Source organism: Pseudomonas sediminis, assembly GCF_002741105.1.
In the GTDB taxonomy this organism is placed as follows: Bacteria; Pseudomonadota; Gammaproteobacteria; order Pseudomonadales; family Pseudomonadaceae; genus Aquipseudomonas; species Aquipseudomonas sediminis.
Genome location: NZ_NIQU01000001.1, coordinates 1,053,754 through 1,077,975 on the forward strand (window position 1 = coordinate 1,053,754; position 24,222 = coordinate 1,077,975).

Consider the following 24,222-nt stretch of genomic DNA (forward strand, 5'->3'; position numbering starts at 1 on the left):
GCTCCGGAAAGGGGAAAAATCGCGCGCAGTTTAACCCGAGTCGCCGCGCAATGCTGCCTGCCGGGATGGATGGCTGAGATCCGCGCCGGGCAAAAGGTCGCAGACGCGGTTGCGTCCGTCGCGTTTTGCCTGATAAAGCGCGGCGTCGGCAGCCTGCAGCAGCTCGTCGAGTGCCTGCCCCTGCTCAGGCCAATGGGCCAGGCCGGCTGACAGCGTCACATGCTGGTCACCACCACGGGTCGCGACATCCTGAGCGGCCAGTTGCGTGCAGATGCTTTGCAGGCGTTCACTGGCCTCACGTGGATCGGCGCCCGGCAGGATCAGCAAAAACTCCTCGCCACCGATACGAAACACCGCATCAGTGCTGCGCAGGTTATCCAGCAGGTGCTGGGCTACCGCCTTGAGTACGTCGTCGCCGACCAGGTGGCCGCATTCGTCGTTAAGGCGCTTGAAGTGATCGAGATCGATCAGGGCCAGCGCCAATGGCAGGTTCTCGCGCTGCACCCTGGCCAGTTCGCGTTCGAAGAACTCATCCAGGTAACGCCGGTTGTACAACCCCGTCAGCGGATCACACAGGGCCTGTTCGCGCAGTTGTTCGTGCAGGCTGGAGATGGTGCGCAGGCGCTCCTCGCTCAGCGCCAGCGCTTCGGCCAGCTTTAGCTCACTGAGGTGGCGCTGGGTCACGTCACGGATGTAGAGCATATGGCCGAGCAGGGTCGGGCCGTGCCGAGTGGCGCGCTGGATGGCGCGCACGCGCACCTCGTAGTAGCGCGCGGCACTGGTCAGCGTCAGCGGCAGATCCTGCTCGGGACCGTTGTGTTCTTGCAGCAACTGCTGCAGATCGGCGCCGAACACCGGCCATTGCGCCAACTCGGTGCCTTGCCATCCCGATTGCAGGCCTGCCAGTTTCAGCGCTGCCGGGTTGGCCTCGATCACACGTCCACGCGGGTCGATCACCAGCACCGGATCGAGCAAGGCTTCGAGCAGCAGATGGCGGGCCACCGGCAACAGGTCGAACAGGCGTACCCCGACGATCAGCCAGGAAAAAGCGATCAGGGTGAACGCGAAACTGAAGGGCGTCGGGTCGAAGCCGAACAGGGTCAAGCCGAACCCCACATAACCGACGTTGGCCACCCACGGCACCGCGGTGACCAGCACGAAGGCCAGATAGTGGCGGCGATGCAGCCCCTGGCTCAATGCTGCCGCACGTGTCACCACCCCCATGCAGAAGGCCATGAACAGATAGACATAGACGGCCGTAGCGTAGAACAACGGACCATGCTCGTAGCGCACCGGCGCACCCAGGCTGGCGTCGACCGGCGCACTGCCTGCCCCGTAGAACAGACCATGCCAGGGGTTACTCAGCGCCAGCCCCCAGACCAGCAGCGGTACCAGACTCAAGCCGAGGATGCTGCTACGTGCCAGAGGCGCGCGCATGCTATTGACGTATTGCCAGAGGAAGACGGCCCAGAAGGTGGGCGTGGAAATGATGCCGGGCCAGGCCATGCTGGCCCAGAACATCTTGCAGTCGGCGCTGAGGAAGGTCATTTCCAGCGCTGCAGTAACCATCCACCAGAGGCTGGCCAGATGCAGCAGGATGAAACTCTCACGTCCGGGAAAGTCGCGCTGGCGGGTCACCCAGTGCGCCAGCAGGATCACGCCGAGGCACACCAGCAGCGTCACCAATACCGGTGCCGAGAAACTCCAGCCGGAAGCCATGCAGGCCTGCATCAGCGACGCCTCCGTATTCCCGGCAAGGCAGCACTTGAATCACGTACACACGCGACACAAGACGACTGGGCGATGACGCGAATCGAAATACGCAAGGGCCTTCCTGACCTTCAATGCTGGATTGGCGCGGGGTGCCTAAGATACTGCAAAAGCCCTGCCGCAGCTGGGCTTTATTGGTCCATGTCTCTCAGACGTCCGGCGGGCGGCGCAGCACACTGGCGGCCATCGCGGCCAGCAACCCAACGCCCACTAACAGTACAGCCCAGAGTCCCCAACGCTGCCAGTCCTGGCCGGAGCCGGCTTGTGGCTCGAGCGCAGAGGCAAACGCCTCGGTCAACTCGGCACGGCCAAGGCCGACAAGTCGCTCCGGCTGATAACCAGGGATCAGGGTATGCAGTGGCAAGGCTGCCGACTGCGCGCTCGAGCTACCCAAAGCCAGCCGATAAGGCGGCTCGCCACGGGCGAGAAACACCAGTTGCGTGGCACGCAGCGCGACCTGCAAGCGTGGCGTATCCACACCCAAGCCGCCGCCCCGGGCATCCACCTGCACACGCAACTGGCGCACCGGCCAACCGGGCAGACTCAACTCATCGTTAACCACTTCACGCCCAGCCTCAGGCAGACGATAGAGTACCCCGCTTGTCAGCTGATGCCAGGCGCCCTGATCACTGCTGCGCGCCTCGAAGCGCAGTGGCGCCAGCGTATTGCTCTGTTGCAGTTCGATCCGCAGTCGCTCCAGAGGCAATGACAAGGGCAGCTGCCACTGGTACTGCCCCTCAGCGCTGGTCTGCGCCGGCATGGGATCGGACCACACCAGCGGCGCGGCCTGATGAGCCTGCCGTTGACTGCGCAGGGTAACGGCCTGCAGTTGCGGGGCCTGGGCAGGATTGCGCCACAGCAGACGCAGATACCGGGCCCGCTGGCCAGGCAGTTCGACCTGGCGCTGATCGATGCGCTCATCGGCGAAGCTCAGACGCGCCACCTGCCCTTCCCCCCAACTGCGCCAGTGCTGCAGGTCATCACTGGCCTCGATGCTGAAGCGCTGGAATCCTTCCTCGGCGCCGCTCCAGTCCAGATTCATACGCACCAGCGGCGCATCGATGGTACTGGCATCGAGCAACCAACCCCGAAGTTGCTGCTCGCTTTCGACCGGAGCATCGCCGCGCAGCTCGATCAACGTACCAGTGGTGCTGCGCTCGACGCGCAGCGCAGGTATGTCCTGGGTATCGGCGCGGCCTCGCAACGGAAACCAGCGCACGCCATGCTCCTGTTCCTGCTGCACGGTTTCGCTACGCCCCGGAATCAACGCGTAGGCCTGCATCTGGCCGTTGCTGTCGAATACACGCAAATCGCGCAAATCGCCATGCCCGGCGGCGAGGTGAACGGTGAAGGGCAGCTCCAGGCGATACCAAGGTCCCTCACCAGCGAGTTGCAGCGCTGCGCCATGCCGATAGTCCTGAGGTTTCTCACTGGCCAGGCTGAGCGCACTCAACGACAAACCCAGGAGCAGGCCCCAACGAATGAAGTTCATACGGCAGACTCCTGTTCGTTAGCGGCCGGCTCTTCGGCCTTGCGCGGCGGTAGTGGGGCGAAATAGCCCACCACCAACAGCAGCACACCGACACCAATGAACGACACGATACGCTCCAGGCCGCCGCGGTTGCCCAGTTCGACGAAGAACAACTTGGCCACCACCAGCGCGATCAGCGCGGCGCCGACCAGCCACAGCTCGCGACGCGCACGCAGGTGACCGAACAGCATCAGCGCCAGGGCGATCAGGGTCCAGACGATGGACAGGCCGGCCTGCACCAGCATTGAGTCGTAAAGTGCCGAGCTGTGCCAGGGCACGCCGCCCCACTGGTGCGCGGTACGCATCACCATCACGGTCAGCAGAGCGAACAACGACAGCCCAGCGACGCCCTGCACCACTTGCTGCGCACGCGCAGGTTGCAGACCGAAGCGCGGTAGCGCATCGCGGGCCCAGACGAACAGCGCGCCCAGGCACAACAGCAGACCCAGCTCCAGCGGGTTTATCAACGGCAGGTAAGGCAGGGGATCGCTGTCGCCAGCGCTGTTGGCATTGGCCAGCCAGAACCAGGCGAGCATCGATGCTGCCAGCGGCGCCGCCGCCCATAGCCTGTACTCACGTTCGAAACTGGCCACCGGCCAGGGCAGGCGACGCGCCTGGGCCATGGCCCACAGATAGGCGGTAGGTATCAACGCCCAGCCCAACCAGCGCCAGGCGTTGTAGTGCTCGGACAGGCTCAGCAGCAGATAACGCAGCTCCAACGCCAGCACGCCAAGCAGCAACCAGCAACCGAGCACATGAGCGACGCTGGCGGCGATGTTCGGTAGCAGCGCGCTCAAACGCCTCAGCATCAACAGATGCGCAGCAAGCACGGCGATCCAACCCAGCCAGCCATAGTTCGCCGCCGGGTGATACAGCGGATGCCAGGCATAGGCCAGAATCAGGCCTGCCACCGGCGCCAGCAGGCTGCACAGCACGGCCAGGTCGCGCCAGCCCGTGCGCAGCGCGAGCAGCATCCAGACCAGGCTCGACACAGCGGCCAGTACCAGCAGCACGCTGGCCTGCAGCTCAACGCTGACGAAACGCATCACCTCACTGGCCAAAGCCAGTGCCCACCAGGCCGCGCCCCAGGCCAGCAAGAGCTGACCCAGGCGCTGCAGACTGACGCCATCGAGCCCGGTTTCCCGCCCGCTGCGCGCCAGGCCGTGCAGGCGCCAGGCGCCGATCTGCGCGGCCAGGCCGAGTACAGCAGGGGTCCAGAAACCGGTGTGTGCCAGCGGTGACAGGCCCTCGCCACTGATACCCGACAGCAGCAACGGCCCAGCGGCAAGGAAGGTCAGGCCAGCGAATACCTGCAACACCAGGCTGAACAGTAAGGCCGCGCGCTGCTGCAGATAAAGCGCCAGCCACAGAATCAGCAGCCCCGTACCGCCCCACACCGCCGCGGCTGCGACCCAGGGCAGGACGAACAGCACCGCCAGGTTGATGAACACCAGGCCCACCAGCATGATCGCCGACAGTGCGCCGAGCAGCCGGCGGTTCTCGCGGATGTGCGGATCACGCGCTGCCAGCAACATGCCGGCGATCAGCCCCAAGCCAACCATCGACGCCGCCAGCAGGCCGAACCAGCCCGCGCTGAAGCTGCCACTGCCCAACAGCGAATCCAGCGCCATCTGGCCGAGGAACAGCAGGCCGCCGAACAACTGGATGGCGAAAGCGCTGTAAACGAAACTTGGCGCGGCGATACGCAGGCCGATGAACAGGGTCACCAGCCCAGCCAGCGCCCAGGCAATAGCGGTGCCGGGCGCCTCGAACATAAGCGGCGCGATCAGATAGACAAACGCTAGCCCGGCCAAACCCAGCCAGGGCAGCAGGCGGTTTTCCCAGGCGCTGGCAGCCTGTGGAGCCTGACGCAGCTGCCAGTAGCTGAACAGCAACGCCGCACCGAGCATCAGCGCACCCAGTGGCGAACCGTCGAGCAGGCTGCCGTAGCCATAATCCAGGCCACTGATAAACGCCAGGGCCGCTCCCACCTGCAGCAGCAGGGCAAAAGCACGCGCCAGCGGCCGGCCCTGACGCAGACCCAGCCAGAAGATACCAGCGCCTTCCACGGCCCAGGCCGCCGCCGTCCAGCGCGCGTCGAGACCGAGCGGAATAGCCAGGCTGGCGAACACCACGCCAAGCGCCAGGCAGGTTTCCACCAGCAACAGCGCGCGGTCGCCAGCACGCGCCTTGAGCACCCGTGCCAGCAGCAGATAGAACAGGCCCAGGCCGAGGGCACTGAAAGCGGCGGCGAATTCGATGTGTCGTACCAATGCCACCTGCAGGCCGAAGCCGACCAACGGAGGGCCGAACAGCGTGGTGGCATCGACGTAATCACCACGGCGCAGCGACCAGCGCAGCAGCTCGTCACGCGCTTCGGGCGCATCCGCCGCGTCACGCAGGGTGCGGCGGGCGAACAACAGGCCGATGGCCACGTACATCAGGAAGAACAGCAGCAGAAACGGCTCGGTGCTCCACAGCAGTTCCGGTGTATAGGAACGCAGCCCCCAGGCGAAACCGATGCCGAAGGTGCCGACGAAACCGATCAGGTTGAGCAGACGCCAGGCCTTGAACCAGGCGATGGCAAAGATACCGGCGTTGAGCAGAGCGAAATAGGAGAACAGCGCGACATGGTTGCCGCTGCCGGTGGACGTGAGAATCGGCGCGGCGAAGCCACCCAGTGCGGCCGCAGCCGCAAGGCCGAGGGCATTCTGCTGCACGGCGAGAATCGCCGAGAACAACGTCACCGCCACCAGCAGGCCGAGCGCCATGCCCGGATCGAGCAGCGGATGCAGGCGCATCGCGGCGAACACCGTCAGGTAAAGCACGGCGATGCCGGTGCCCTGCAACACCAGGGCGTAGTTGCGATTGCGCCGGCGCAGCCACCAGCCCAGACCGAGCAAGGCAAGGGCACTGGCGGCGACGCCCATGTAACGCAGCGCGACCGGCACCTCGACGCCTTCGGTGGCATAGCGCAGAAGGAAGGCCAGGCCGAGGAACAGCAGCACCACGCCGACACGCAGCACGGTGTTGCCGCCGAACAGCCAAGCCTTGGCCGCCGCGATACCGCGCTCGATCAGGTTCGGCTCACGCGGCGTTTGCTCGCGCCAGGGGCTTTGCTGCGCTGTCGGTTGAGGCTCGTGGGCGACTTGGGCCGCCAGCGGTACGGGCTCGTTGACAGGAGGTGGCGTTTCGATTTCCGGCAATGGGTCCAGCGTCCAGTCCAGCTCCGGCTGCGGCTCTTCGGCAAAGAGCGGCTCCGGTAGTGGTTCGGGCGCAGAACTGGCAACAGGTTCAGCAGACACGGGGACCGGGACAGGCTCCGGTTCACTGCGCTCGCCCTGCTCCACCTTCACCAGACGCTCGTGCATGGCACGCGTGCCGCGCTCGAAGCGTTCGGCGAAGTCCTTGAGCTGCGCGGCAAGTTGTACGTTGCGCGACTCCAACCCTTGCAGACGTATCGCCTGGCCCAGGCTGAGGCCGATCAACCCACCAAGAAGCGCGCCCGTGACCGATTCACTGACGCCCGCACCGAGCACCAAACCGACCAGCATGAAAATCCATTGCATGCGTATGTCCCAACCCTGAGAAAGAGGTCGCCTCGCGCTCCTGCCGTGCCCGAGACGGGCATCAGTATAAGGAGTCGCACCAACCAACACCCAGAGAGACGACTGCCAAGCCGTTCACAGGCACAACGGAAAGCGATCAGCCGCCAGCCGGTGCTTCACAAACGCCACGCGCCCGCTATCATCGCCGCCCCGTGACAGCAGCGGCGCAGACCGCACGATAGCCAAAACCATGATAAAGCCCCGCCTGATAGCCGCTGCAGAAATCGACCGCCTGGAAACCTGGGCCAAATACACTGCCGACATGTGCCACAGCTGCATGTCCACCTGCTGCACCATGCCGGTTGAGGTACGCCTGAATGACCTGATCCGCCTGGAGCTGGTGGACGAGTTCGAGCGCAGCGAGCCGCCGAAGAACATCGCCAAGCGCCTGCAGATGGACGGCATCGTCGAGCGCTTCAACCAGAAGTCGGGCATCTTCACCCTGATCCGCATGTCCAACAACGACTGCCTGTTCCTGGATCGCAAGACACGCCTGTGCACCGTCTACGACAAACGCCCGGACACCTGCCGCCATCATCCCAAGGTCGGCCCGAGGCCGGGGTATTGCGCGTATAAGCCCAAATAAGGGTTGCTGCGCGGGCAGTGACGCTGGTGCGCACAGCCTGGGCGGCCCCGCGACACCCTACGAGGCCCGGCGTAGGCCGATAACACGCCCGACACAGGCAGGGCATTGTAGGTTCTGCTGTTCGGCAGCCAGTTGCGTCACCCGCTCGGCCACCTGCTCGTCGAATGGCGCCGCGCGGCCGGCCGCGCTGTCGATGTTCATCAGCATCTGTTCGCTTTCCGCGAGGCTGACGTCTTCGCCCGGCCGATAAAGACCATGGTGGATATGCAGGCGCTTGGCGTCGTGCGCCAGCAGCTGGGTGCGCACCTCCACCCGCTCGCCCTCCTTCACCTCCGCCAGGAAGTTCAGGTGACACTCCAGGGTGTACAGCGTGTGGCCGGTGCGGGCGCGACCGGCTTCATCCAGGCCCAGCACGTCCATCAGCGCATCGGTGGCACGACTGAAGATCAGCAGGTAGAAGGCGTCACGCAAGTGGCCGTTGTAGTCGACCCAGTCAGGGGAGATGGTGGTGCGATAGGTTGGCAGATTCATGCTCGGCTTCCGATGAGGCCCTCTCCCCCAGCCCCTCTCCCACAAGTGGGAGAGGGGAGCTAGATTGGAGTCGGTCTGTAGGGTGCGCCGTGCGCACCGGGAATGACTCGGTTACTCGGCGAACTCGAAGCCGTGCTTGGCCTTGGTTTGGCGAATCGCCTCCATAACCGCCAGCAGGCAGTCATCGCGATAGCGCTCCAGGGCATCCAGGCTGCGCTCACCTTGCTGTTCGGCCGTGCCTTCGACCACCGCATCGATCAACCCATCGGTCAGTTCCGGCGCTTCCAGGTACGTCCAGGGCAGTTTCAGCGCCGGGCCGAATTGCGCCATGAAGTGGCGCATACCGGCCGGGCCGCCGGCCAGGGTGTAGGTCAGGAAGCTGCCCATGAACGACCAGCGCAGACCGGCACCGAAGCGGATCGCGTCGTCGATCTCGCCGGTGGTCGCCACGCCGTCGTTGACCAGATGCAGCGCCTCGCGCCATAGCGCTTCGAGCAGGCGATCGGCGATAAATCCTGGCACCTCCTTGCGTACATGCAGCGGGCGCATACCCAGCGACTCGTACACACTGATCGCCGCCTGCGCCGCTTCGGGCGCGGTCTTCGCCCCGCCGACTACCTCCACCAGTGGCAGCAGATACACCGGATTGAAGGGATGGCCGACCACGCAGCGCTCAGGATGAGTGGCATCTGCGTAGAATTCGCTGGGCAACAGGCCCGAGGTGCTGGAGCCGATCAACACCTTGGGGCGGGCTGCAGCGCTGATCTTGGCGTGCAGTTCGCACTTGAGTTCGAGACGCTCGGGCGCGCTTTCCTGGATGAAATCGGCATCACGCACGCAGTCCTCGATAGTGCTGACGAAGCGCAGGCGATCCAGTGCGGCGCCGGGCGCAAGACCCTGTTTTTCCAGCGCAGGCCAGGCATTGGCCAAACGCGTGCGCAGCGCAGCCTCGGCGCCGGGCGCCGGGTCCCAGGCGATGACGTCAAGGCCGTGGGCCAGGGCACGGGCGATCCAGCCAGCGCCGATGACGCCGGTGCCGAGGGCGGCGAAAGTCTTGATATCGGTGACGAAGGTCATGGTTGAACTCCGGTAGCCCGGATGCAGTCCGGGGAATTGGCGTTAGGGAATGCCCCGGATTGCGTCCGGGCTAAGGCTGTCGCGGCTAAAGCCCCTCCCACGAGAGGAGCGCGGTGCTTCAGCCGCGACGCTTGAGCTTCATCTTTTCCCGCCCCTCGGCCGGGGTCAGGGCGCGACCACCAAGGCGCTCGATGATCTCGATGGCGCGCTCGACCAGTTGACCGTTGCTCGCATGCACGCCGCGATCCAGCCAGATGTTGTCCTCCAGCCCCACCCGCACGTGGCCGCCGAGCAACATGGCCTGGGCGACCATCGGCATCTGCATGCGGCCGATGCCGAAGCCAGCCCAGGTGATGCCTGGCGGCAGGTTGTCGACCATGGCCTTCATGGTCGTGGTGTCGGCCGGCGCGCCCCAGGGAATGCCCAGGCACAGCTGGATCAGCGGATCGTCCAGCAGCCCTTCCTTGATCATCTGCTTGGCGAACCACAGGTGGCCGGTATCGAAGATTTCCAGCTCGGCCTTCACCCCTAGCTCGGTGATGCGTTTGGCGCCGGCGCGCAGTTGCGCCGGGGTGGAGACGTAGATGAAGTCGCCATCGCCGAAATTCAGCGTGCCGCAGTCCAGGGTGCAGATTTCCGGCAGCAGTTCCTCGACATGTGCCAGACGGGTGATCGGCCCGACCAAGTCGGTACCGGCGCCGAACTCCAATGGCTGCTCACCCCGGCCAATCTCCAGATCACCGCCCATGCCGGCGGTGAGGTTGATGATCACGTCGGTATCGCTTTCACGAATGCGCTCGACCAACTCACGGTACAGCGCCACATCGCGGCTCGGCTTGCCGGTCAGCGGGTCGCGCACATGGCAGTGGGCGACGGTGGCACCGGCCTTGGCCGCCTCGATGGCAGCGGCAGCGATCTCCTTTGGCGTGACCGGGATCGCCGGGTGCTTGCCGACGGTGTCGCCAGCGCCGGTCACCGCGCAGGTGACGATAACCTCGTAATTCATTTTCGACTGTCCTTTCCAGAGGCGAACGAGTGCCGACGGCGGGGCCGCAGGCGTTATGCAAAAAAGGGAGTTGGCGCCGGATCAACCGGCGCCGTGCTATCAGTTGCCGGCAACCAGCGCGGCGTTGGCGGGCTTGCCGTCCAGCGTGGTGACGCCCTCGAGCCAGGCATCGACCACCTGCGGGTTAGCCTTGATCCAGTCACGCGCCACCTGCGCGGCCGGCTTACGGTCCATGATCGGCTGCATCAGCTCGGCTTCCTGCTGACTGGTGAAGCGCAGGCTGGTGAGCAGGCGGTTGGCGTTGGGGCAACGCTCGGCGTAGTCCGGCGCGGTGACGGTGGACACCGTGGCGGCGCCATCGTTGGGGCCGAACACGTCGTCGGTGCCGGTCAGGTAGGTGACCTGCATCGACAGGTTCATCGGGTGCGGTTTCCAGCCGAAGAACACCACCGGTTTCTCGTTGCGTACGGCGCGACCGACGGCGGCGAGCATGCCCGCTTCACTCGACTCCACCAGTTTGAAGCCACCCAGACCGAACTGGTCGGAGTCGATCATCTTCTGGATCGCCGTGTTGGCGCCCGAGCCAGCTTCGATGCCGTAGATCTTGCCGTCCAGCTCGTCCTTGAATTTGGCGATGTCGGCCAGGGTCTTCAGGCCCTTGTCGGCGGTGTAGCTCGGTACCGCGAGCACCGCCACCGCATCATCCAGCGACGGCTCGGCCGCGACCTTGACTGCACCGGCATCGAGGAAGGGTTTGATGTTGTCGTCCATGATCGGCTTCCAGTAGCCGAGGAAGGCATCGATCTGACCTTTCTGGATACCGGCGAAGATGATCTGTTGCGACGCCTGGGTCTGCTTGGTTTCGTAGCCGAGGCCACTCAGCAGCTCGCTGGCGACAGCGGTAGTGGCGACCACGTCGGTCCAGCCGACGGCGCCAATTCGAACGTTCTTGCAACTGGCGTCGTCGGCCAGCAGGGAGGTACTGAAAAGGCTCAGGGTGCAGCACGCGGCCAGCGCGGTAAGACCTTTCATCTGGGTGCTCCTCATCGTGTCACAGCGGTTCTATTTCGTTCTTCTAGAGGCCTGCCAACGGACAGAACCCCCACCGTGCTCGGGGACTTTCGTCTCCCGATGAAAACACCTTACGCTTCGATTCGATGCAACATTCGCACTTGAACGACTATTTATTGATCTATGCCGACTTTTTCTTGCATGAAAACCATACTGGCCCATTAATTTCTCGGTATGCCCGTAATCCTGCACCCGTGTCGTGACCTGTATGCCCCAGACCTTCTGCTTCCTGCTGCTGCCCGGCTTTTCGATGATGGGCCTGATGTCGGCGATCGAACCGCTGCGCGTGGCCAATCGCTTTCGCGGCGAGCTGTATCGCTGGCGCTTGCTCAGCCAAGACGGCAATGCCGTGCAGGCCAGCAACGGCATGTCGCTTAACGTCGACGACAGCCTGGAGTTGCCCGCTGACAGCCAGGTGCTGTTCGTGGTCGCCGGCTTCGAGCCGCTGGCCCATTACGACCATCATCTGGCGCACTGGCTGCAACGACGCGAGCCGGAACTGGCGATCCTCGGCGGCATCGACACCGGCAGCTTCGTGCTGGCTGAAGCGGGACTGTTCCAGCACCAGCGCCTGACCCTGCACTGGGAAGCCATCGATGCCTTTCGCGAACGCTACCCGACGTTGCTGGTCACCCAGGAACTGTTCGAGATCGACGGCCGGCGCATCACCAGCGCTGGCGGCACCAGTAGTCTCGACCTGATGCTCGGCCTGATCGGCCAGGAACACGGCGAGCCGCTGGCGGTGCAGATATCCGAACAGTTCGTGGTCAGCCGCATCCGCACCCGTCTGGACCACCAGCGCATGCAGGTGGCCAGCCGCTACGACCTGCACAACAAGAAGCTGGTACGGGTGGTCGGCGAGATGGAGCGCCAGTGCGAGCAACCGCTGTCCAGCGAGGCACTGGCCGAGCTGGTGAGCATCACCGTGCGCCAGCTGGAGCGCCTTTTCCGCCACCACCTGGCGACCACACCGTCGGCCTTCTACCTCGATCTGCGCCTGGACAAGGCGCGCCAGCTATTGCGCCAGAGCGATCTCAGCGTGCTGGAGGTGAGCCTTGCCTGCGGCTTCGACTCGGCCTCTTACTTCTCGCGCAGCTACCGCAGGCGCTTCGCCGTCAGCCCCAGCCAGGATCGCCACGAGCGGCCAGCCTGAATGCACACCTGCCCGTAGGAACGGGATGCCACATGCAGAGCCACATATCCGTTCGCGACCTCGGCTTGACGCTTTCGGCAAACCCCCAGTCGTTTTTGCACCGGGTCGCCCTGCCCCCCAGGGATAAGCTCTCCCCAAAGCGCCGACGACCGACTCGGCGCATCCGTTTAGGGGACAAGCCTGATGAGCCCAGCCGAATTACACGCCGACAGCATCGTCATCGACGGTCTGATCATCGCCAAGTGGAACCGCGAACTGTTCGAAGACATGCGCAAGGGCGGCCTGACCGCGGCCAACTGCACCGTGTCGGTGTGGGAAGGTTTCCAGGCTACGGTGAACAATATCGTCGCCAGCAACAACCTGATCCGCGAGAACAGCGACCTGGTCATACCGGTGCGCACCACCGCCGACATCCGTAAAGCCAAGGAGCAGGGCAAGACCGGCATCCTTTATGGCTTCCAGAACGCCCACGCGTTCGAAGATCAGATCGGCTACGTCGAGGTGTTCAAGCAGCTCGGCGTGGGCATCGTGCAGATGTGCTACAACACCCAGAACCTGGTCGGTACCGGCTGCTACGAACGCGACGGCGGCCTGTCCGGCTTCGGCCGCGAGATCGTCGCCGAGATGAACCGCGTCGGCATTATGTGCGACCTGTCGCACGTCGGTTCCAAAACCAGCGAGGAAGTCATCCTCGAATCGAAGAAGCCGGTCTGCTACTCGCACTGCCTGCCCTCGGGCCTGAAAGAACACCCGCGCAACAAGTCCGATGAAGAACTGAAGTTCATCGCCGACCACGGCGGCTTCGTCGGCGTGACCATGTTCGCGCCGTTCCTGGCCAAGGGCATCGACTCGACCATCGACGACTATGCCGAGGCCATCGAGTACGTGATGAACCTCGTCGGCGAAGACGCCATCGGTATCGGCACCGACTTCACCCAGGGCCACGGCAAGGAATTCTTCGAGTGGCTGACCCACGACAAGGGTTACGCCCGCCGCCTGACCAGCTTCGGCAAGATCGTCAACCCACTGGGCATCCGCACCGTGGGCGAATTCCCCAACCTGACCGAGACCCTGCTCAAACGCGGCATGCCCGAGCGCGTGGTGCGCAAGGTCATGGGCGAGAACTGGGTAAGGGTACTGAAAGACGTCTGGGGCGAGTGATGAATACCTCCGGAGCCTACTGCGCACACCGATAGCTGCGTCGCGTCCTCGCGACAAGCTCGCCGTACATGCGTACTGCTCTCGCTTGTCGCTCCGGGTCTCCTTGCTCTCAGCGTGCTCGCTACGGCTCCACAGGCATTCACCCGCACCGTTAAGAATGCAAGACAACCGAATTCTGGAGATTGAACACATGTCCACCCACGCCCCCGAAATGCCCATCCAGGTCGACGATGAAACCGGCGTCTGGACGACCGACGCGCTGCCGATGCTGTACGTGCCGCGCCACTTCTTCGTCAACAACCACATGGGCATCGAGGAAGTGCTCGGCGCCGACAAGTACGCCGAGATCCTCTACAAGGCCGGCTACAAGTCCGCCTGGCACTGGTGCGAGAAGGAAGCCGAATGCCACGGCCTTGAAGGTGCCGCCGTATTCGAGCACTACATGAAGCGCCTGTCGCAGCGTGGCTGGGGCCTGTTCGAAACGCAGAAGCTCGACCTGGAGACTGGCCATGCCGAGGTCAAGCTCAAGCATTCGGCCTTCGTTTACGTGTACGGCAAGGTCAATCGCAAGGTGGATTACATGTTCACCGGCTGGTTCTCCGGCGCCATCGACCAGATTCTGGCCGCCAAGGGCAGTCCGATCCGCACCGTCACCGTGCAGGAGTACAGCGGTTCCGAAGAAGGCCATGACGACGGCCTGTTCGTCACCCGGCCACTCTGAGTCACCCATAAGAATTCCGTGGAAAGGCCGGACTGCAGCGGCGACACCCTCGCCGCTGAAGCGCCTCCCACAACGCTAGAGCGCTTACCGTGAGGATGCCGTAATGGCCTTCGAAGCAATGTTCCAGCCGATCCAGATCGGCAAGCTGACCATCCGCAACCGCGTGCTCTCCACCGCGCACGCCGAGGTCTACGCCACCGACGGCGGCATGACCACCGAGCGCTACGTGAAGTACTACGAGGAGAAGGCCAAGGGCGGCATCGGCCTGGCCATCTGTGGCGGCTCCTCGGTGGTGGCCATCGACAGCCCGCAGCAGTGGTGGAGTTCGGTCAACCTGTCCACCGACCGCATCATTCCGCACTTCCAGAATCTCGCTGACGCCATGCACAAGCACGGCGCCAAGATCATGATCCAGATTACCCACATGGGTCGTCGCTCGCGCTGGGACGGTTTCCACTGGCCGACCCTGATGTCGCCGTCCGGCATCCGTGAACCCGTGCACCGCGCCACCTGCAAGACCATCGAGGTCGAGGAAATCTGGCGGGTGATCGGTAACTACGCGCAGGCCGCACGCCGTGCCAAGGAAGGCGGCCTGGATGGCGTCGAGCTGTCCGCCGTGCACCAGCACATGATCGACCAGTTCTGGTCGCCGCGCGTGAACAAGCGTACCGACGAATGGGGCGGCACCTTCGAGGGCCGCATGAAGTTCGGCCTGGAAGTGCTCAAGGCCGTGCGCAAGGAAGTCGGTGACGACTTCTGCGTCGGCATGCGCATCTGCGGCGACGAATTCCACCCGGACGGCCTGTCCCATGAGGACATGAAGCAGATCGCCGCCTACTACGACGCCACCGGCATGATCGATTTCATCGGCGTTGTCGGCTCGGGCTGTGACACCCACAACACCCTGGCCAACGTGATTCCGAACATGAGCTACCCGCCGGAGCCCTTCCTGCACCTGGCGGCAGGCATAAAGGAAGTGGTCAAGGTACCGGTGCTGCACGCGCAGAACATCAAGGATCCGAACCAGGCCACGCGCATTCTTGAAGGCGGCTACGTGGACATGGTCGGCATGACTCGCGCGCACATCGCCGACCCGCACCTGATCGCCAAGATCAAGATGGGCCAGATCGACCAGATCAAGCAGTGCGTCGGCGCCAACTACTGCATCGACCGCCAATACCAGGGGCTGGACGTGCTGTGCATCCAGAACGCCGCCACAAGCCGTGAATACATGGGCGTACCGCACATCATCGAGAAGACCACAGGCGCCAAGCGCAAGGTGGTGATCGTCGGTGGCGGCCCAGCCGGCATGGAGGCGGCTCGCGTCGCCGCCGAACGCGGTCATGACGTGACCCTGTTTGAAAAGCAGGAACAACTGGGCGGGCAGATCACCCTGGCGTCCAAGGCGCCGCAGCGTGACCAGATCGCCGGCATCACCCGCTGGTATCAACTGGAGCTGGCGCGCCTGGGCATCGATCTGCGCCTGGGTACTGCGGCCGACGAGGCCACCCTGCTCGATCTGCGTCCAGACATCATCGTGCTGGCCAACGGCGGCCATCCCTTCCTGGAGCAGAACGAGCACTGGGGCGCTGACGAAGGCCTGGTGGTGAGCAGCTGGGATGTGCTCTCGGGCAAAGTGGCGCCGGGCAAGAACGTGCTGGTGTACGACACCATCTGCGAATTCACCGGCATGTCGGTCGCCGACTACCTGGCCGACAAGGGCGCACAGGTGGAGATCGTCACCGACGACATCAAGCCAGGCGTGGCCATTGGCGGCACCAGCTTCCCGACCTACTACCGCAGCCTGTATCCGAAAGAAGTGATCATGACCGGGGACCTGATGCTGGAGAAGGTCTACCGCGAAGGCGACAAACTGGTAGCGGTGCTGGAGAACGAATACACCGGCGCCAAGGAAGAGCGCGTGGTCGACCAGGTGGTGGTGGAGAACGGCGTGCGGCCTGACGAGTCGCTGTACTACGCACTCAAGCAGGGCTCGCGTAACAAGGGCCAGATCGATGTCGACGCGCTGTTCGCGATCAAGCCGCAGCCGTGCCTGAGCGAGCCGGGCGACGGCTACCTGCTGTTCCGCATCGGCGACTGCGTGGCCCAGCGCAACACTCACGCGGCGATCTATGACGCCTTGCGCCTGTGCAAGGACTTCTGATCTAACCGCTGAACCGGTGTGGGAGGGGCTTTAGCCGCGACTAGGTAAGCAGCATCGCGGCCAGAGCCTCTTCCATCAGCCCCACCCTCGGGCTTGAGGATGTCCTCGATGTTAAACACCCTGCTCCCCATTCTGCTCTTCGCCGCCCTGACCCTCGCGGTCATCGGGGCGGCCAAGCGCTTCTTCATGTGGCGTCGCGGTCGGCCGGCCAAGGTCGACTGGATCGGCGGCCTGCTGAAGATGCCGCGTCGCTACCTGGTGGACCTGCACCACGTGGTCGAGCGCGACAAGTACATGTCCAAGACCCACGTGGCCACCGCCGGTGGCTTCGTTCTCGCGGCAGTGCTGGCCATAGTCGTGCACGGTTTCGGCCTGCACAACCGCATCCTCGGTTTCGCCCTGTTGGCGGCCACGGTGCTGATGTTCACCGGCGCCCTATTCGTCGCCAAGCGCCGCCTGAACCCGCCCTCGCGCCTGTCGAAAGGCCCGTGGATGCGCCTGCCGAAAAGCCTGCTGATGTTCGCGGCCAGCTTCTTTATCGCCACGCTGCCGGTGGCCGGCATCCTGCCGCCCGACTTCGGTGGCTGGGTGCTGGCCATCATCCTCGCCGTCGGCGTGGCCTGGGGTGTATCCGAGCTGTTCCTCGGCATGACTTGGGGCGGGCCGATGAAGCACGCCTTCGCTGGCGCCCTGCACCTGGCCTGGCACCGCCGTGCCGAGCGCTTCGGTGGCGGTCGCTCCACCGGCCTGAAAGCGCTGGACCTGAATGACCCAAAAGCCCCGCTGGGAGTGGAAAAGCCCACTGACTTCACCTGGAACCAGCTGCTCGGCTTCGACGCCTGCGTGCAGTGCGGCAAGTGCGAGGCCATGTGCCCGGCCTTCGCCGCCGGCCAGCCGCTTAACCCGAAGAAGCTGATCCAGGACATGGTCATCGGCCTGGCCGGCGGCAATGACGCCAACTTCGCCGGCTCGCCCTACCCAGGCAAGCCGCTCGGTGAACACAGCGGCGGCCCGCATCAGCCAATCGTCGATCTGAACGGCAAGGCGCTGGTGGATGCCGAAACCCTCTGGTCGTGCACCACCTGCCGCGCCTGCGTCGAGGAGTGCCCGATGATGATCGAGCACGTCGACGCCATCGTCGATATGCGCCGTCACCTCACGCTTGAGAAAGGCTCGACGCCGAACAAGGGCGCCGAAGTGCTGGAAAACCTCATTGCTACCGACAACCCAGGCGGTTTCAACCCGGGCGGTCGCCTGAACTGGGCTGCCGACCTGAACCTGCCGCTGCTTGCCGACAAGGGCGAAACCGACGTGCTGTTCTGGGTCGGCGACGGCGCCTTCGATATGCGCAATCAAAGAACGCTTAGGGCCTTCGTGACGATCCTCAAGGCTGCCGACGTCGACTTCGCCGTACTCGGCCTGGAAGAGCGCGACAGCGGCGACGTGGCTCGCCGCCTGGGTGACGAAGCGACCTTCCAGCACCTGGCCAGGCGCAACATCGCCACCCTGACCAAGTACCGCTTCAAGCGCATCGTCAGCTGCGACCCGCACAGCTTCCACGTGCTGAAGAACGAATACGGCGCTCTCGGCGGCAACTATCAGGTGCTGCACCACAGCACCTTCATCGAAGAGCTGGTGCGCAAGGGCTCGCTGAATCTCGGCCAAAGCAAGGCCGCCAGCGTCACCTATCACGATCCCTGCTACCTCGGCCGCTACAACGGCGAGTACGAAGCGCCGCGTGCGGTGCTCAAGGCCATCGGCATCGAGGTCAAGGAGATGGAACGCTCGGGTTTCCGTTCGCGCTGCTGCGGCGGCGGTGGTGGCGCGCCGATCACCGACATCCCCGGCAAGCAACGTATCCCCGACATGCGCATGGTCGACATCAAGGAAACCGGTGCCGAACTGGTAGCCGTCGGCTGCCCGCAATGCACCGCGATGCTCGAAGGCGTGGTCGCCCCACGCCCGGAGATCAAGGACATCGCCGAGCTGGTCGCTGAAGTGCTGATCGAAGCCACCGAGGTGGCGGCCAAGCGCCCTGCCGCCAAGCGCGAACTGGCGGAGGTACAGTGATGAAGCAACAATCCAAGCGCATCCAGGAGGCCCAGGCATGAGCGACATAATCCGCCGCGACCCACGCGCCGAGTGGATCGCCCGCAACCGCCTGCATCCACTGCATGCCTCGATGCAGAAGGCCGAAACCAGCTGGATGGGGCCCAATGGCATCGTCCGCAAGAACCCGCACGTCATTGCCGCCGGTTTCGTCGGCCCGGCCGGGCTCAAGCGCATCGATCGCAGCGGCGCCCAACAGGGCACTGTCGGCAAACGCAGCAACGCCAGCGTCGAGGTGCAACTACCGCTGCACATTATCGAACAACCAGCCTTCCACATCTGCGTGGTGCCGGATATGGTCGGCGGACGTCTCTCCAGCCATGACAAGGATCTGCTCGGCCTGGCACGCAAGCTGGCCGGCGATAGCGGCGCGGTAGTTGCCGTGATCTTCGGCGAAGACAAGGAAGGCGCCTTCGACACAGCCGGCGTCGACCGCCTGCTGCGCGTCCAGGGCGACGCTTTCGACGGCTACGCCCCGGAAGCCCGCGTACTGGCGCTGAGCGCCGTGGAGAGCCAATTGGCGCCGCGCCACTGGCTGCTGCCCGACAGCCGCACCGGCGGCGGCGAACTGGGCCGACGCCTGGCCGCCAAGCTCGGTGAGCGCCCGGCCACGCGCGTCTGGCAGGTCGCCGGCGAGCAGGCCATCGGCCGTGCCGGCAGTGGCCAGCAGGATATCCAGCGCGCACTGCCACGGTTGATCCTGGCCGCCGCCGAATGCGCCGAGCCGGTCAGCGACACCCGCCATGAAGTCCGCTTGCTGGAGCTGGCCGAAAAAGTCGCGCACAGCCTGCCGCGTGTCGAAGATCTCGGCCCGGTGGCCGTAGACCCTGCACAGATTCCCATGGCCGAAGCCGAATTCATCCTCTCCGGCGGCAACGGCGTGAAGGACTGGAAGATGTTCCATCAGGCCGCCATTGCCCTGGGCGCCACCGAGGGTGCCTCGCGCGTGGCGGTCGACGATGGCTTCATGCCGCGCAACCGTCAGGTCGGCGCCACCGGCACCTGGGTCACCGCTCGCGTCTACCTGGCTGTCGGTATTTCCGGCGCCATCCAGCACCTGCAGGGCATCGGTGCCTGCGACAAGGTGGTGGCAGTGAACATGGACCCCGGCTGCGACATGATCAAACGTGCCGACCTCTCGGTGATCGGTGACTCGGCAGCGATCCTCGCAGCGCTGATGGAGCGCGTCGCGACCTGGCGCCAGGAAGGAAAACGTGATGCGGCCTAACTCTCACGAATGCTCCCTCGTGGGAGGGGCTTCAGCCGCGACAGATTGCGTGCTTGGCCAGATCGCGGCTAAAGCCGCTACCACGGTTCGAGGTTGCCACCATGACTGATCTGAATATCGTCGCCCTGGTCTCGGTCGGCGCCCACCCGACCTCCGCTCGCCCACGGCGTGCCGAGCAGGACGCGCGCGCGGTGGAGCTCGGCCTGCGTCTGGCCGGACAGAATCTGCAGCTTTTGCACGCTGGCGATCCCCAGGCCGAAGCCCTGCGCGGCTACCTGGGCATGGGATTGGAACAGCTCGACGTGCTGGAGCAGCCCGAAGGCGCCGACGCCTTGCCGCTGCTGGTCGACTACCTGCAAGGCAGCCGCACGCAGCTGGTGCTCACCGGCAGCCAGGCGGAAACCGGCGAAGGCTCGGGCATGCTGCCGTTCCTGCTCGCCGAGCGGCTGGGCTGGCCGATGGTCGTCGGCCTGGCCGAAGTGGAGAAGGTCGAGAACGGCGTAGCTCAGGTTCTGCAAGCACTGCCACGTGGTCAGCGGCGGCGCCTGAAGGTACGCCTGCCGTGCGTCGCAAGCGTCGATAACGCGGCTCCGGTCGCGCGCCAGAGCGCCTTCGGCCCAGCGCGACGCGGACAGATCGAAGCACATGAAGTGACGGTGGTGGATGACACGCTGCTGGCCGAGGCCAGCCTGCAGCCGGCCAAGCCGCGGCCCAAGCGTCTCAAGGTGATCAAGGCCAAGACCGGCGCGGAACGGATGAAGGCAGCTACAGCCAAAGCCAGTGGTGGCGGCGGCCAGATCCTCAAGGATGTCTCGCCACAGGAAGGAGCAGAGGCTATCTTCAAGCTACTGATCGAAGAAGGCGTCCTGCGTTGACGCCCCAAGCCAAGGAGCCACGACCATGATGCATGCCGATCTGATCGACCAGGAAGACTTCCGCGAACGCCTGATCGCGTTGGGCCTGAGCATTCCAGCAGGCGTCACGCCCGAGCAGGCTTGCGAGCTGGCCGTCAGCGGCCTCAGCGCCGAACGTGCCGTGGCCTTGCGTCATCTGGTGGAGGAGTTGCTCGGCGGCAGCGCCACCCTACTGCCCAACGTGCGCGAAGCCATCAGCAAGCACCTACTGCCAGCGCTGGTGCCCAAGCCGGCTTGATATTCCTCGGTGCGCATGGCGCACCCTACGGACGGACACCCTACAGCAACGACACAATGAAAGCGGGGCGCCACTGGCGCCCCGCTTTCATTGCAGCTCGACCTAAATACGTACGCTGGCGAAAGTCGACTCGCCCTGGGCACGGTTGAGCGCCAACATGGCACCGGAATGAGCTTGCTGCTCAGGGATCGGCAACAGCACCACCAGGTTGTTGCCCTGCTGACCGGCGCGCTCATCGCGTGGCGGAATACCGAAATATTCGCGGTAGCACTTGGAGAAATGCGGGGTTGAGACGAAGCCGCAAACCGAGGCCACTTCGATGATCGACATGCTGGTCTGCTTGAGCAACTGGCGTGCGCGGATCAGGCGCAGCTTGAGGTAGTAGCGCGACGGCGAGCAGTGCAGATACTTCTGGAACAGGCGCTCGAGTTGACGACGGGAGATGTCGACGAAGCAGGCCAGCTCGTCGAGATCGATCGGCTCCTCAAGATTCGCCTCCATCAGCGCGACGATTTCCTGCAACTTCGGCTGGTTGCTGCCAAGCATGTGCTTGAGCGGTACACGCTGGTGATCCTGCTCGTTACGAATACGTTCGTAGATGAACATTTCGGAGATGCCGGCTGCCAGCTCGCGGCCATGCTGCTGACCGATCAGGTGCAGCATCATGTCCATCGGCGCGGTGCCGCCGGACGACGTGTGGCGATTGCGATCGATGGAGAACAGGCGAGTGGTGATGGCGGCACGCGGGAAAGCTTCCTGCATCGAGGCCAGGCACTCCCAATGCACGCTGCAATCGTAGCCGTCGAGCAGACCGGCCTTGGCCAGCGCCCAACTGCCGGTGCACACAGCACCGAGCAGGCGCCCCTGGCGCGCCTGCAGTTGCAGCCAGCTGACATGTTCACGCTTGACGCTGTGTTGAATATCCACGCCACCACAGACGATCACCGCATCCAGCGCCGGCGCACTTTGCATGGCCGCGTCCGGGGTGATCTGCAAGCCATCGCTGGCGCAGACCGGCAGGCCATCATGAGTCAGGGTATGCCAGCGAAACAGTTCCTTGCCGGAAAGCTGGTTGGCCATGCGCAGGGGCTCTACCGCCGAAGCGAGAGAAATCAGGGTGAAGTTGTCCAGGAGCAGGAAGCCGATGGACTGGGCGACACGGTTCTGGGGATGCGCCCCTTGGCTGAACTGCGACATTGATGGAACCCTCTCACGCTAAGCACGGTGTGAGCCCAATTGAAGTGGGCCTCTGTTATATCCTGGCCAGGCCTGAAAACCCGGTGGCTATGCATCTCTACGCAAAGGTCATGCCTAAATTGATCAAGCGTTCAATAAAAACAGAGCCTTCCATGCGTGGCGCGCCAGACGGGCTTCTTGACGCGAATCCAAGAGCTTGCGAAACGCTCTCAAAGCCTCTTGCCACAAGGCTTTGAGCATTTCGGTAGCACGGATTGAGTGGCCTGCTACGGCTTCCCTGATTACCAGTAACGGACGGACGGTAACAGCAGCGACCGATCGGTCACGACCGAAGGAGTCGATGACCGCACGCGTCGCACCAAAATCTCGCGAAGCGGTGGCCTAGCCGGAATCACTGCACCAGCACAGGTCAACGCTCGCCAAAGTGCCAGCCGCCAGACCTGATAGAGACAAGCGACCTGACGAATCCGCAACAGGTTCGCGATGATCCAACTTTCGTCAGCACGTCCAGATCTCCAACCGACTCGTACATATTCAATCGCGCCGCAGCGAGCAGCCGTATCAAGGTCTTTTCTCGGCATGCCAGTGTCGCTTCTCGCCCAGAGGGCGGCCCACCTCTTGCTGTGAAATAGCCAATCGTCCGCCCCAGGAATCTTCCAGCGGCTTCAGCCGCCCGAACAGAGGCACACCCCATGAACAGATTTGCTCGCTGGCTGCTCGTGATCGCCCTCACCTCTTCCACCACCTTGTACGCCGCAGAATCCGAGCGCTGCGAGCTGGTACGCCTGAGCGATGTAGGCTGGACCGACATCACCATGACCACCGCCGTGGCTCGCCTGATACTGGGAGAGATCGGCTATCGCACGCAGATCCGCCGCATGTCACTGCCCGATACCTATCGTGGATTGTCCGAAGGCCAGTTGGACGTGTTCCTTGGCAACTGGATGCCGGCACAGAGCGAGCAGGTACAGCCGCACCTGGACAGCGGCAAGATCGAAAAACTGCACACCAACCTGCCCACGGTGCGCTACACCCTGGCAGTGCTGGCACCAGGTTATGAAGCGGGGCTCAAGGACTTCGCCGACATCCATCGTTTCAAGGACGAGCTCAGCGGGCAGATCTTCGGCATCGAGCCCGGCAACGAAGGCAACGAGATGGTCAAAGGCATGATCCGCGACAACGTATTCGGCTTGCAGGGATTCACCCTGGTGGAATCCAGCGAAAGCGGAATGCTCAACCACGTCGAACGCACTCAGCGCCTGGGCAAATGGGCAGTTTTTCTGGGCTGGGAACCGCACCCGATGAACGAGCGTCTGAAGATGAGCTATCTGGCCGGTGGCGATGATTATTTCGGCCCCAATTACGGTGCAGCGCAGGTCAACACGGTGGCACGCGGCGGTTTCAGCCAGCAGTGTCCCAATCTGGCCAAGCTGTTTCGCAACATGACCTTCACCATCGCCGCAGAAAACCATTTGATGAGCGCCGTGCTGGAAGGCAATACCAATCGCCGCCGCGTGGCCAAGCAGTGGATCGAAGACAACCCGCAGATGGTTGCGTCCTGGCTGGAAGGTGTGACTCGCTATCAAGGCGACCCCATCAGCAAGGTATTCGACGTATCGCTAGCGAAAAATGACTGATAAATTCGACGAAATAGCCGAGAAAAATCAATAAAAATGGCAGAAAGCAGAGAACACTTCATGGCTCGAAAGGGATTTCCCTTGTCGTGTCGAGAATCACGGCCAGGCTCGCAAGCCTGGCCGGCCATGACCGATCGGTCACATTGCGCCGACTTTGGATTTTTCAACGCTTTTCGGCACGCCTCCACCTCTGACTGTAAATTTTTTTCAACATCGCCACAGCCCCCGCGCTACGCCGCCTGCGCCTCGCTTAAAGGTCTGAAAACCAGCACCGGCGCGGCTTTCAGCCTTGGCCAAGGGACGAAAAAGTCTGTTAAGGTTTTTAAAGCACGTTCTCGAAAGCGCTTCTCGATGCTCACATCGAGCGCTATTCAAAACGGCATCACGCAGTGCTTTCAGGAGCCCGAAAAACGGCGAAAACATGGAAAAACACGGGGTGTGACGGGCCATGTCGTCGCCCAACACGTCAGGGTCGCAAACCGATAATTGCGCAGACCCCAAGACTATATCGTTGAGTCAG

At 63.7% G+C, this 24,222-nt stretch carries 18 protein-coding genes; 10 read left to right on the top strand and 8 right to left on the bottom strand.

Translation table 11 applies throughout. From position 1 onward, the window contains the following. Window positions 1-30 precede the first annotated feature (30 nt). The 3 genes from CDO35_RS04870 to CDO35_RS04880 all read right to left on the bottom strand — a co-directional run bounded on the left by CDO35_RS04870 (window position 31) and on the right by CDO35_RS04880 (window position 6,870). The gene (locus tag CDO35_RS04870; protein WP_099522822.1) at window positions 31-1,731 is read right to left on the bottom strand and encodes a histidine kinase N-terminal 7TM domain-containing diguanylate cyclase; all 1,701 of its coding nucleotides are present in this window, start codon (window positions 1,729-1,731) and stop codon (window positions 31-33) included. 187 nt (window positions 1,732-1,918) lie between these two features. Next, a complete protein-coding gene (locus tag CDO35_RS04875) occupies window positions 1,919-3,262 on the bottom strand; it encodes a DUF3999 domain-containing protein (protein WP_099522823.1) in 1,344 nt (447 codons plus the stop codon). Next, window positions 3,259-6,870, bottom strand: a complete 3,612-nt coding sequence (locus tag CDO35_RS04880) for a DUF2339 domain-containing protein (RefSeq protein WP_099522824.1) — start codon at window positions 6,868-6,870, stop codon at window positions 3,259-3,261. Before CDO35_RS04880 ends, CDO35_RS04875 begins: the two co-directional genes overlap by 4 nt. A 229-nt stretch (window positions 6,871-7,099) precedes the next feature. Here CDO35_RS04880 and CDO35_RS04885 point away from each other — a divergent pair, with 229 nt between their 5' ends. Next, window positions 7,100-7,495, top strand: a complete 396-nt coding sequence (locus CDO35_RS04885; RefSeq protein ID WP_099522825.1) for a YkgJ family cysteine cluster protein — start codon at window positions 7,100-7,102, stop codon at window positions 7,493-7,495. Between the two features lie 57 nt (window positions 7,496-7,552). On the opposite strand, the gene CDO35_RS04890 is transcribed toward CDO35_RS04885, so the two are convergent. The 4 genes from CDO35_RS04890 to choX form a co-directional block, all read right to left on the bottom strand. Continuing rightward, on the bottom strand, window positions 7,553-8,026 hold the full coding sequence (locus CDO35_RS04890; RefSeq protein ID WP_099522826.1) for a thioesterase family protein: 474 nt from the start codon (window positions 8,024-8,026) through the stop codon (window positions 7,553-7,555). A gap of 111 nt (window positions 8,027-8,137) precedes the next feature. Next, a complete protein-coding gene (locus CDO35_RS04895; RefSeq protein WP_099522827.1) occupies window positions 8,138-9,103 on the bottom strand; it encodes an L-carnitine dehydrogenase in 966 nt (321 codons plus the stop codon). Window positions 9,104-9,221: 118 nt separating this feature from the next. Beyond that, complete coding sequence (gene cdhC / locus CDO35_RS04900; protein WP_099522828.1) at window positions 9,222-10,109, bottom strand: 3-dehydrocarnitine:acetyl-CoA trimethylamine transferase CdhC; 888 nt, start codon at window positions 10,107-10,109, stop codon at window positions 9,222-9,224. Between the two features lie 99 nt (window positions 10,110-10,208). Next, entirely contained in the window at window positions 10,209-11,141 is a 933-nt protein-coding gene (gene choX, locus CDO35_RS04905; protein ID WP_099522829.1) for a choline ABC transporter substrate-binding protein, read from the bottom strand. Between the two features lie 247 nt (window positions 11,142-11,388). Here choX and CDO35_RS04910 point away from each other — a divergent pair, with 247 nt between their 5' ends. From CDO35_RS04910 to CDO35_RS04950, 8 genes are all read left to right on the top strand, one after another. After that, window positions 11,389-12,333, top strand: a complete 945-nt coding sequence (locus CDO35_RS04910) for a GlxA family transcriptional regulator (protein WP_099522830.1) — start codon at window positions 11,389-11,391, stop codon at window positions 12,331-12,333. A 183-nt stretch (window positions 12,334-12,516) separates the two neighbouring features. Then, window positions 12,517-13,494, top strand: a complete 978-nt coding sequence (locus CDO35_RS04920; RefSeq protein WP_099522832.1) for a dipeptidase — start codon at window positions 12,517-12,519, stop codon at window positions 13,492-13,494. Window positions 13,495-13,684: 190 nt separating this feature from the next. Further along, window positions 13,685-14,215 (top strand): DUF5943 domain-containing protein, encoded by a 531-nt coding sequence (locus CDO35_RS04925; protein ID WP_099522833.1) that lies wholly within the window; start codon window positions 13,685-13,687, stop codon window positions 14,213-14,215. Between the two features lie 103 nt (window positions 14,216-14,318). Beyond that, window positions 14,319-16,379 (top strand): dimethylglycine demethylation protein DgcA, encoded by a 2,061-nt coding sequence (dgcA, locus tag CDO35_RS04930; RefSeq protein WP_099522834.1) that lies wholly within the window; start codon window positions 14,319-14,321, stop codon window positions 16,377-16,379. A gap of 108 nt (window positions 16,380-16,487) precedes the next feature. After that, window positions 16,488-18,449, top strand: a complete 1,962-nt coding sequence (gene dgcB / locus CDO35_RS04935; RefSeq protein ID WP_099522835.1) for a dimethylglycine demethylation protein DgcB — start codon at window positions 16,488-16,490, stop codon at window positions 18,447-18,449. A 37-nt stretch (window positions 18,450-18,486) separates the two neighbouring features. Continuing rightward, window positions 18,487-19,716, top strand: coding sequence for an electron transfer flavoprotein subunit alpha (etfA, locus tag CDO35_RS04940; protein ID WP_099522836.1), 1,230 nt, complete (start codon window positions 18,487-18,489; stop codon window positions 19,714-19,716). A 101-nt stretch (window positions 19,717-19,817) separates the two neighbouring features. Beyond that, entirely contained in the window at window positions 19,818-20,591 is a 774-nt protein-coding gene (gene etfB / locus CDO35_RS04945) for an electron transfer flavoprotein subunit beta (RefSeq protein ID WP_099522837.1), read from the top strand. 25 nt (window positions 20,592-20,616) lie between these two features. Further along, a complete protein-coding gene (locus tag CDO35_RS04950; protein WP_099522838.1) occupies window positions 20,617-20,868 on the top strand; it encodes a hypothetical protein in 252 nt (83 codons plus the stop codon). 102 nt (window positions 20,869-20,970) lie between these two features. On the opposite strand, the gene gbdR is transcribed toward CDO35_RS04950, so the two are convergent. Next, entirely contained in the window at window positions 20,971-22,065 is a 1,095-nt protein-coding gene (gene gbdR / locus CDO35_RS04955) for a choline metabolism transcriptional regulator GbdR (protein WP_099522839.1), read from the bottom strand. Between the two features lie 692 nt (window positions 22,066-22,757). On the opposite strand from gbdR, the gene CDO35_RS04960 reads away from it, so the two are divergent. After that, window positions 22,758-23,702 carry an ABC transporter substrate-binding protein gene (locus CDO35_RS04960; protein WP_099522840.1) on the top strand — a complete coding sequence of 315 codons (945 nt, stop codon included), beginning with the start codon at window positions 22,758-22,760 and terminating at the stop codon, window positions 23,700-23,702. Window positions 23,703-24,222 lie beyond the last annotated feature (520 nt).

Excerpts from the sequence above, each read along its gene's own strand:
- CDO35_RS04920 (WP_099522832.1), top strand. The coding sequence starts at position 12,517 with ATGAGCCCAGCCGAATTACACGCCGACAGCATCGTCATCGACGGTCTG.
- cdhC (WP_099522828.1), bottom strand. The coding sequence starts at position 10,109 with ATGAATTACGAGGTTATCGTCACCTGCGCGGTGACCGGCGCTGGCGAC.
- dgcB (WP_099522835.1), top strand. The coding sequence starts at position 16,488 with ATGTTAAACACCCTGCTCCCCATTCTGCTCTTCGCCGCCCTGACCCTC.
- CDO35_RS04950 (WP_099522838.1), top strand. The coding sequence starts at position 20,617 with ATGATGCATGCCGATCTGATCGACCAGGAAGACTTCCGCGAACGCCTG.
- CDO35_RS04910 (WP_099522830.1), top strand. The coding sequence starts at position 11,389 with ATGCCCCAGACCTTCTGCTTCCTGCTGCTGCCCGGCTTTTCGATGATG.
- etfB (WP_099522837.1), top strand. The coding sequence starts at position 19,818 with ATGACTGATCTGAATATCGTCGCCCTGGTCTCGGTCGGCGCCCACCCG.
- CDO35_RS04875 (WP_099522823.1), bottom strand. The coding sequence starts at position 3,262 with ATGAACTTCATTCGTTGGGGCCTGCTCCTGGGTTTGTCGTTGAGTGCG.
- CDO35_RS04880 (WP_099522824.1), bottom strand. The coding sequence starts at position 6,870 with ATGCAATGGATTTTCATGCTGGTCGGTTTGGTGCTCGGTGCGGGCGTC.
- CDO35_RS04925 (WP_099522833.1), top strand. The coding sequence starts at position 13,685 with ATGTCCACCCACGCCCCCGAAATGCCCATCCAGGTCGACGATGAAACC.
- CDO35_RS04885 (WP_099522825.1), top strand. The coding sequence starts at position 7,100 with ATGATAAAGCCCCGCCTGATAGCCGCTGCAGAAATCGACCGCCTGGAA.
- CDO35_RS04895 (WP_099522827.1), bottom strand. The coding sequence starts at position 9,103 with ATGACCTTCGTCACCGATATCAAGACTTTCGCCGCCCTCGGCACCGGC.
- CDO35_RS04870 (WP_099522822.1), bottom strand. The coding sequence starts at position 1,731 with ATGCAGGCCTGCATGGCTTCCGGCTGGAGTTTCTCGGCACCGGTATTG.
- CDO35_RS04960 (WP_099522840.1), top strand. The coding sequence starts at position 22,758 with ATGAACAGATTTGCTCGCTGGCTGCTCGTGATCGCCCTCACCTCTTCC.
- etfA (WP_099522836.1), top strand. The coding sequence starts at position 18,487 with ATGAGCGACATAATCCGCCGCGACCCACGCGCCGAGTGGATCGCCCGC.
- choX (WP_099522829.1), bottom strand. The coding sequence starts at position 11,141 with ATGAAAGGTCTTACCGCGCTGGCCGCGTGCTGCACCCTGAGCCTTTTC.
- gbdR (WP_099522839.1), bottom strand. The coding sequence starts at position 22,065 with ATGTCGCAGTTCAGCCAAGGGGCGCATCCCCAGAACCGTGTCGCCCAG.
- dgcA (WP_099522834.1), top strand. The coding sequence starts at position 14,319 with ATGGCCTTCGAAGCAATGTTCCAGCCGATCCAGATCGGCAAGCTGACC.
- CDO35_RS04890 (WP_099522826.1), bottom strand. The coding sequence starts at position 8,026 with ATGAATCTGCCAACCTATCGCACCACCATCTCCCCTGACTGGGTCGAC.